9 protein-coding genes are annotated in these 8,326 nt (G+C 68.7%); 2 read left to right on the forward strand and 7 right to left on the reverse strand.

Features of this window, described 5'->3' with window-relative positions; all coding sequences use genetic code 11:
• From ACLFMY_RS07285 to ACLFMY_RS07315, 7 genes are all read right to left on the reverse strand, one after another.
• A partial coding sequence (locus ACLFMY_RS07285) for a hypothetical protein (protein ID WP_410763954.1) occupies nucleotides 1-404 on the reverse strand: 404 nt, incomplete at its 3' end.
• A 95-nt stretch (nucleotides 405-499) separates the two neighbouring features.
• Entirely contained in the window at nucleotides 500-1,420 is a 921-nt protein-coding gene (gene prmC, locus ACLFMY_RS07290; protein ID WP_410763955.1) for a peptide chain release factor N(5)-glutamine methyltransferase, read from the reverse strand.
• 2 nt (nucleotides 1,421-1,422) lie between these two features.
• Nucleotides 1,423-2,514, reverse strand: a complete 1,092-nt coding sequence (prfA, locus tag ACLFMY_RS07295; protein WP_410763956.1) for a peptide chain release factor 1 — start codon at nucleotides 2,512-2,514, stop codon at nucleotides 1,423-1,425.
• Between the two features lie 73 nt (nucleotides 2,515-2,587).
• The gene (hemA, locus tag ACLFMY_RS07300) at nucleotides 2,588-3,904 is read right to left on the reverse strand and encodes a glutamyl-tRNA reductase (RefSeq protein WP_410763957.1); all 1,317 of its coding nucleotides are present in this window, start codon (nucleotides 3,902-3,904) and stop codon (nucleotides 2,588-2,590) included.
• A 49-nt stretch (nucleotides 3,905-3,953) separates the two neighbouring features.
• Nucleotides 3,954-4,784, reverse strand: coding sequence for a phosphatase PAP2 family protein (locus ACLFMY_RS07305; RefSeq protein WP_410763958.1), 831 nt, complete (start codon nucleotides 4,782-4,784; stop codon nucleotides 3,954-3,956).
• The gene (locus ACLFMY_RS07310; protein WP_410763960.1) at nucleotides 4,781-5,827 is read right to left on the reverse strand and encodes a glycosyltransferase family 2 protein; all 1,047 of its coding nucleotides are present in this window, start codon (nucleotides 5,825-5,827) and stop codon (nucleotides 4,781-4,783) included. The genes ACLFMY_RS07305 and ACLFMY_RS07310 overlap by 4 nt, the downstream gene beginning before the upstream one ends.
• Nucleotides 5,828-5,920: 93 nt before the next feature.
• Nucleotides 5,921-6,844: a lysylphosphatidylglycerol synthase domain-containing protein gene (locus ACLFMY_RS07315; protein WP_410763962.1), complete on the reverse strand. Its 924-nt coding sequence runs from the start codon at nucleotides 6,842-6,844 to the stop codon at nucleotides 5,921-5,923.
• Between the two features lie 241 nt (nucleotides 6,845-7,085).
• Here ACLFMY_RS07315 and ACLFMY_RS07320 point away from each other — a divergent pair, with 241 nt between their 5' ends.
• Nucleotides 7,086-7,532 carry a DNA polymerase III subunit chi gene (locus tag ACLFMY_RS07320; protein WP_410763963.1) on the forward strand — a complete coding sequence of 149 codons (447 nt, stop codon included), beginning with the start codon at nucleotides 7,086-7,088 and terminating at the stop codon, nucleotides 7,530-7,532.
• Nucleotides 7,533-7,626: 94 nt separating this feature from the next.
• Nucleotides 7,627-8,326, forward strand: a 700-nt coding sequence (locus ACLFMY_RS07325; protein ID WP_410763964.1) for a class I tRNA ligase family protein, incomplete at its 3' end; no start/stop codon positions are given.

The raw sequence follows: 8,326 nt of genomic DNA on the forward strand, positions 1-8,326 counted from the left end.
TGCCTCCAGGGATCGTCCGGGTTTTCCGGGATCTCCTCGTGGCGGTCGCGGATCACCGAGGCCTCCCCCGTGGCGCGATACCGCTGCTCCGGCATGCCGCAGCCATCGAGGCCCAGCGCCTCGCGCTGGTTCTGCTCGGTGTAGTCCACCAGGGCGCACTTGAGCTTTTCCATCAGGGCGGCGTCCAGGTGAAAGTCGGCCGCCTGCAGGGCCCGGCGCAGGGCCTTGAGGCAGATGACCGACAGGTCGTACTCCACCTCGAGACAGAGCGGACCGCGGCGACGGGCGGAGATCACCCCGGGAAGCCAGCGGGCGAAATGCTCCGCGTGTCGTGCCTGTTCACCTTCATGGTGCGGGCCACGAAACCATATCTCGTGCGTCTTGATCAGCTGCTTGTCATCCATGCCGGCGCCTTGCATTCCGCCCAGTACGGGTTCAAGACTAGCGCACTTGCACCCGCTTACCAAGCACCGGGAATCGCGCCCCGACGGCGTGTCACTCAACGGCGTGCACGCGGGCTCCTCGCGGCGGTGACCCGGGGATTTCCGCCCAGGTCGCTCCGGGTGCCGACCACCTGCAGGCCGACCTCGCGCATCAGCTCGGCCACCGCCTCGACCTGGTCCGCTCCGTGCTCGAACAGCACCATCCCGCCGGAACGCAGCACCGTGCTGGCCGCCCGGAGCAGCCGGCGGTAGTCGCCCAGGCCCTCCTCGTCGGCGGCCAGTGCTTCATGCGGCTCGAAGCGCAGGTCACCCTGACACAGGTGGGGGTCGTCCGCGGCGAGGTACGGGGGGTTACCCACCAGCAGGTCGATGGACTCGGGGCGGACGGCGGACAGCCAGTCCCCGCGCCACATCGCGACTGCGGCCGCTGCCCCCTGATCACGAAGAAAGGCGACGTTCTCCCGGGCGAGCGCCAGTGCCAGCGGACTGCGATCGACCGCGAAGACGTCGGCGTCCGGGCGGGCGGCCGACAGGGACAGGGCGATCGCGCCGGTGCCGGTGCCCAGGTCGAGCACGCGGTACCCGGTCGCGGGATTCGGGATCAGTTCCAGCGCCCACTCGACCAGGATCTCGGTGTCCGGTCGCGGGATGAGGGCCCCCGGACGGCAGCGGAAACGGTGCTCCCAGAAGCCCCGCTCACCGGTCAGGTAGGCGACCGGCTCGCCCCGGGCACGTCGCTCGAAGGCCGCCTGCAGGGCCTCGGTGACGCTGGCCGAAAGCGGCTCGGGGCCGCGCATCAACAGCCCGGCGGCATCGAGGCCGGTCACGTGCAGGGCGATCAGCCGCGCCTCCATCATCGCCTCGGCCATGTCGCAGCCGCGCGCGGCGGCTATCCGGCCGGCCCCGGACCGCAGGCAGGCATCCAGGGTGAGCGGGCCGGCGGCATGCACCCCGCTTTCCGGGGACCCGGCACCCACGATCAGGCGCCCTGCTCGGCCAGGGCCTCGAGCTGGGCGGCCTGGTCGGCCTGGCGCAACGGCACGACGATCGGCTCCAGGTCACCACCCATGATCCGCTCGAGCTGGTGCACCGTGAGGTTGATGCGGTGATCGGTCACGCGCCCTTGCGGGAAGTTGTAGGTCCGGATGCGGTCGGAGCGATCGCCCGTGCCGACCAGCGCCTTGCGATTGGCAGCGGTCTGCTCGGCCTGCCGGCGGCGGACGTCGTCGGCCAGGCGGGCGGCAAGCAGGTCCATGGCGCGTGCCCGGTTCTTGTGCTGCGAACGCTCTTCCTGGCATTCGACCACCACGCCGGTGGGCAGGTGCGTGATCCGCACCGCCGAATCCGTCTTGTTGACGTGCTGACCACCGGCCCCCGAGGCCCGGAAGGTGTCGACCCGCAGGTCGTTGGGGTTGATGTCCGGTGCCTCGGCCGCCGGTACCACCGGCATGACTGCCACCGTCGCGGCCGAGGTGTGGATCCGCCCCTGGGTCTCGGTGACGGGCACCCGCTGCACGCGGTGCGCGCCGGACTCGAACTTGAGCCAGGCGTAGACGCCGTCCCCGCTGATCCGGGAGATGAGCTCACGGTAGCCGCCGTGTTCGCCTTCGGAGGCGGAAAGGATCTCTACCTGCCAGCCGCGCGACTCGGCGAAGCGGGCGTACATCCGGAACAGGTCGCCCGCGAAGATGGCAGCCTCGTCACCCCCGGCCCCGGCGCGGATCTCCAGGTAGACATCTCCTTCGTCATTGGGGTCTTCCGGCAGCAGCTGGCGCTCGATCTCGGCGTCCAGTTCCTCGTGACGGGCCTCGAGTTCCGGCAGCTCCTCGCGGGCGAGCTCCGCGAGCTCCGGGTCCCCGTCCTGCAGCAGGGCACGGGCCTCTTCGAGGGCCTTCTCCGTTGCGTGCCAGGCATCGACGTTCTTCACCAGCGCCTCGAGGCGGGCGTATTCGCGCGAGAGACGCTGGAAACGATCCTGGTCGGCGATGACCTCGGGGTCGGACAGCAGCGCGGTGATTTCCTCGAAGCGTTCGACCAGATTGTCGAGACGTGAGACCAGGGCTTTGTGCATAGGGCGGGAACATTCGGGCAAAGATAAGGACACCGGCAGCGGTAGCTGCCGGAAGGACGGGAAACCGGTCGGGCTAGGACTCGCCGGTCTTGCTGTTCCAGGAACCGACCGGCAGCGACCGGCTGGCCAGCGCCTGGGCGTCCTCGTCGAGGCCGACGACGTGGGACACGTTCTGGACGGTGGCCAGGTCGCCGCTGACACAGGCCTCGCGCAGCACGACCGTCGGCTGGTGGATCAGCCGGTTGGTCAGGGTGTTGGCGAGATACGCGAGGGCCTCCTCGGGGTCCTTGCCGGACTCGACCATCGCCCGGGCGCGGGCAAGGGTGTCGTCCCGCAGGTTGCATGCACGCTCGCGATAGCTGCGAATCAGTTCCGCACCGGTCTGCAGCTGCACCCATTGCAGGAAGTGCTCGACCTGCACGTCGATGATCTCCTCGGCCTGCTCGGCCGCCTCGCGGCGGCTGCGCTGGCCTTCCTCGATCACCGTGCGCAGGTCGTCCACGGTGTAGAGGTAGACGTCCTGCATCGACCCGACCTGGGGCTCGATGTCCCGGGGTACCGCGATGTCGACCATGAAGATCGGACGCCGCTTGCGTTCGCGGATCGCCTGCTCCACCGCGCCCTTGCCGAGCACGGGAAGCGAGCTGGCCGTCGAAGAGATCACGATATCGGCCTGGTGCAACTGGCCGGGAATGTCGGTCAGGCCGATCGCGGTGCCCTCGTACTGCTCGGCGAGCATATGGGCCCGCTCGATCGAGCGGTTGGCGACGATCACCCGGCCCAGACCGGCGGTCCGCAGGTGCCGCGCGCACAGCTCGATGGTCTCGCCGGCGCCGATCAGAAGCGCCGTCTTCTCCTCGAACGAACCGAAGATCTGGCGCGCGAGGCTGACCGCGGCGAAGGCCACCGACACCGGCGAGGCACCGATCTGCGTGTCGGTACGCACCTGCTTGGCCACGGCAAAGGTGTTCTGGAACAGCCGGCCGAGGATGGGCCCGAGGGCGTTGGCATCCTGGGCGAGCGTGAAGGCGTCCTTGATCTGCCCCAGGATCTGCGGCTCGCCCAGCACCATCGAGTCGAGACCACAGGCCACGCGCATCAGGTGGCGAATGGCCTCTTCGTCGGTGTGGGCGTAGACGTAGGGGCGCAGCGATTCCGGGGAGATCTGGTGGAAGGTCGCAAGCCATTCCACCAGGGCATCGATGACGCATTCGGAGTGCGTGTAGATCTCGGTCCGGTTGCAGGTCGAGACGATCGCCGCCTCGCGGGCGCCGCAGCCGTCGATCAGGTCCTGCAACGCCGACTGCACGCACTCCGGCCCGAAGGCGATGCGCTCGCGCACATCGACCGGTGCCGTCTTGTGGTTAACCCCGAAGGCGATCAGTGACATGGCGAAATTATAGCCTCGCAGCTACCCGTTTGGCGATCCCCGGAGACACTTAGCGGTCCCGGTGCGGCAGCAGGCGACCGCGCCACGGCCCGGGCCAGTAGCGCACCGTCCCCAGCAGCAGGCCGAACAGCCCGACCGCGGCCACCAGCCAGTTGGCCCAGACTCCTTCGGGGTAGCCGACGTCCACCCAAGGGGCGCTCAAGGCACAAACCGCGGTGACGAACACGGCCACGGGCACCGGCCAGCGGGCATTACGGGCCGCCTCCCAGCGACCGGTGACCAGCACCGCCACCCAGACCGAGGCGAGGCCGACGATCGCGCCGGCCAGCACGTCGGTCGGCCAGTGGACCCCGGCGACCATCCGGGAAATGCCCATGACACTGGCGATGACGAGCATGACTGCCGTGCTCGCCATGCGCAGCTTCAGGCCGAAGATCAGCAGGCCCGCCAGGGTGAAGGCAGTGACGGTATGCCCCGAGGGGAAGGCCTCGGAGCTGATGGAATGGCCGATGAGATTGAACATGTCCGCCTCGTAGACGCCCGGCGGGCGCGGCACGTCGAGCAGCGGCTTGAGACTGTGGGTGATCAGGGTGGCGACGATCGCGGAGAACAGCAGCAGGATGGCCAGGCGCGGTCGCCACAGCAAGAACGGCAGCAACAGCCCCAGCGCCAGCCAGGTGTCGGCCAGGGCGTTGATCCCGGACCAGAAGCCGACCGTCGCCTCGATACCGCCGAGCGCATTGAACTGGTGGAAGAGGGACTCGCGCGCCCCGGGCCAGGCGAACACCACCATCAGCAGCACGGCGGCCGTGGCGACAAAGGCGAGCGTCAGCTGCGCGCTCGGATCGGGATCGTGCAATCGACGACGAAGATGACTCATTCGTTCGGCTCCCCTTCTCTGGACCGCTCGCCTCGCGCGCTGGAGACAGGCATGTGGAACGCGTCGTTCTCGCCCTCACGGTCGAACCGGGCAGGCAGGTGATAGGCGCGCACGTCCCGGGACTCGTAGTAGGTGCGCGAGAGCATCTCCGAGAGCACCCCGGTGGTCAGGATCTGTACGGCGATCAGGATGAACAGGATCGAGATCAAAAACAGCGGACGGTCCCCGATGTCGTGGCCCATCAGCTTTTCGACGAACAGGTATGCCATCCCCAGGCCGCCGAGCAGGCCGAACCCTGCCCCCAGCACCCCGAAGAAATGCGCCGGTCGGGCCGAGAAACGCATGAAGAAGTACACGCTGATCAGGTCGATGATCACGCGAAAGGTCCGGGACAGCCCGTACTTGGAGGTTCCGGCGGTGCGGGGGTGGTGGGTCACCACTTCCTCGGCGATGCGCGACGGCGCGGTCTGGGTGGCGAGCCAGGCGGGGATGAATCGGTGCATCTCGCCGTAGAGCCGCACTCCCTTGATGACATCGGCGCGGAACACCTTGAGACTGCAGCCGTAGTCGTGCAGGTTCACGCCGGTCAGGCGACGGATCAGCCGGTTGGCGAGCCAGGACGGCAGCTTGCGGACCCAGAGGTTGTCCTTGCGATCGCGACGCCATCCGGCCACCAGGTCCAGGTCCTCGCGCAACAGGCGGTCGACCATGCGCGGGATGTCGACGGGGTCGTTCTGCAGGTCCCCGTCCATGGTCACGATCACCTCGCCCCGAGCCAGGTCGATACCCGCCTGCATGGCGGCCGTCTGGCCGAAGTTCCGTGTCAGGGGAACCGGGCGGACATGGCTGCCGTAGGCCTCCCTGGCCTTCCTGATTTCGGCGACCGTCGCGTCAGAGGACCCGTCATCGACCAGCAGCAGCTCCCAGGCGGCCCCGTAGTCGGCCAGGCTCTCGTGCACCCGCTCGACCAGAGGCGCAACGTTTTCCTGCTCGTTGAACATCGGGACGACGATGGATAGCGGTGCGGCGCTCTGGCTGGTCATGACTAACGGTTACCCCGGGGTGCCGTGGACGAGAAACTGCGGGTCAGGCAATCGCCAAACGTTGCGCAGTGTAAGACACATCGGGCCGGGAACCTACCTGCTCTCCGGCCGGGGGCGCGGGATGAGGAGCGTGAGCGCCGCGGCGATCAAAGCCGATCCGAGCACGAACAGGTGCAGGTTCACCCCCGCGGCAAGCAGCTCGCGGCCGCTGTCGACGAAGGGCCCCAGCGCGAGGGCAACCCCCGCCTCGTAGGTGCCGAATCCGCCCGGGGCGTGGACGGGAATCACCGTGGTGAGATCCCCGCCGATGGCCCCCAGCACGCCCTCGACGAAGCCGACCGGCGCCAGTGCGGCGAGCACCCAGCCCAGCGCGCAGAGCTTCACCGCCCAGTTCGCCCAGGTCCATGCGAGGGTGCCGACGAACAGACGCGGCCGGTCCGGCAGGGCCTCGAGTACCTCGATCAGCCGTCCGCGCAGGCGCCCGTCGCCCTTCGCCACCCGGCGATGCAGCGGGGCACGCAGGAGATAGACGCCCAGCGGCGCGAGCAGGAGCACGACGAGAAAGGCGATCCAGGGGACGGTCAGGCCCACCATGGCCCCGCCGGCGAGCAGGGCGATGACCACCACCACCTGCAGGTCGAGGAGACGGAACCAGAACAGGACCGGCACGCTCCGCAGGGGCGAGAGGCCGAAGTAGCTGCGCATCAGCACCGGGAAGGCCACCTCCCCCGAGCGCATCGGCAGCAGGTTGTTCATCAGGTTGTGCCAGCTCGACAGGCGGAAGGTCGCCCAGAAATGGCCGGCGAGCAGGACGCGGAAGTAGCGCGTGATCCGCAGGGTCCTCAGGACGTAGCTGGCCAGCATCAGGACCACGGCCACCGCCAGGGCGACGGGGTCGATCGCCAGCCAGGGGGCGAGCAGCTCGCCGGGACCGACCCAGAACACCACGGCGGCCAGCAGCCCGAGCACCACCGCCCAGCCGAGGACCAGCGTCGATCGCCGCGACAGACGCCTCATGCCCGCGGGCTCGCTTCCGCTTCGCCGGCCGGCGAACCGGCTTTGGGCGCGGTCGGGTAATTGGGCATAATGAGTCCTTGCTCCGTCCTGCTTGCTCGGGGGCCCGGTCGGCCGAATCCCGGCTCGGGCGTATCGAGAGAGCGATTGTGCCGTCCGACACCGGACACCGCCACCGAGGATTCGTTGTCGGGTGCCCTTCCCTCCGGCCCCGCGACGTCATCACGAGACCGCAGAAGGCTTCATGAGCGAGATTGTATTTCATCTGATCGATGATCCGGCAGACGACGCGTTCTGGTACTACGCCGCCGAACTCTGCGCCGAGTCGGCCGAGCAGGAGCGCCCGACCTACGTGGTCTGCGCCAGCCTCGCCCACGTCGAGGGTTTCGACGACTATCTCTGGTCATACCGCGGGGACCGTTTCGTGCCCCACACCGCCGACCCGGAGGACGCCGCGCACGCGCCGATCTTCATCGGCTGCGACCCGGAAGCCGGCGGCTTCGCCCACGTCATCAACCTGGCGGGCGTCGAGATCCCGCGTCCGGGCGACCGCGAGCGCGTCGACGAGGTGATCCCTGCAGGCGAGCCGAACCGCGAGGGGGCCCGTGCCCGCTGGCGGATCTACCGGGGCGCCGGCGCCTCGGTCCGCCACCTGACCATACCCACCGTGCGTTCCGAGCCCGCGGAATAGGCAGACGGGCACGGCCCGGACGAGCAGACAGCACATCCCGCGGGGACCACGTTCGCTCCCCCCAGTTACCAACGAGACAAGAATCAGCAACGGCATGGAAAAGACCTACGACCCCCGACAGATCGAACAGGACTGCTACGCCCGCTGGATGGACAGCGACCGGTTCCGCCCGGACATGCAGGCCGAGGGTGGCTACTGCATCATGCTGCCGCCGCCGAACGTCACCGGGCGGCTGCACATGGGCCATGCCTTCCAGGACACCCTGATGGACGTGCTGACCCGCTGGCATCGCATGCGCGGCGAGGCCACGTTGTGGCAGCCGGGCACCGATCACGCCGGCATCGCCACCCAGATGGTGGTCGAGCGGCAGCTCGAGGGTCAGGGCATCTCGCGCCACGACATCGGCCGCGAGGCGTTCCTGGAGAAGGTCTGGGAATGGAAGGAACAGTCCGGCGGCTTCATCACCGAGCAGATGAAGCGCCTCGGGGCCTCCTGCGACTGGTCGCGCGAGCGCTTCACCATGGACGAGGGGCTCTCCGAGGCCGTGCGCGAGGTCTTCGTGCGCCTCTACGAGGACGGCCTGATCTACCGCGGCAAGCGTCTGACCAACTGGGACCCCGTGCTGCGCACCGCCGTTTCCGACCTCGAGGTGATCAGCGAGGAAGAAGACGGCCACCTGTGGCACATGCGCTACCCGCTGACCGATGGCAGCGGACACCTCACGGTCGCCACCACCCGGCCGGAGACCATGCTCGGCGACACGGCCGTGGCGGTCCACCCCGACGACGAGCGCT

Source organism: Guyparkeria sp. (genome assembly GCF_046545975.1).
Lineage (GTDB): Bacteria > Pseudomonadota > Gammaproteobacteria > Halothiobacillales > Halothiobacillaceae > Guyparkeria.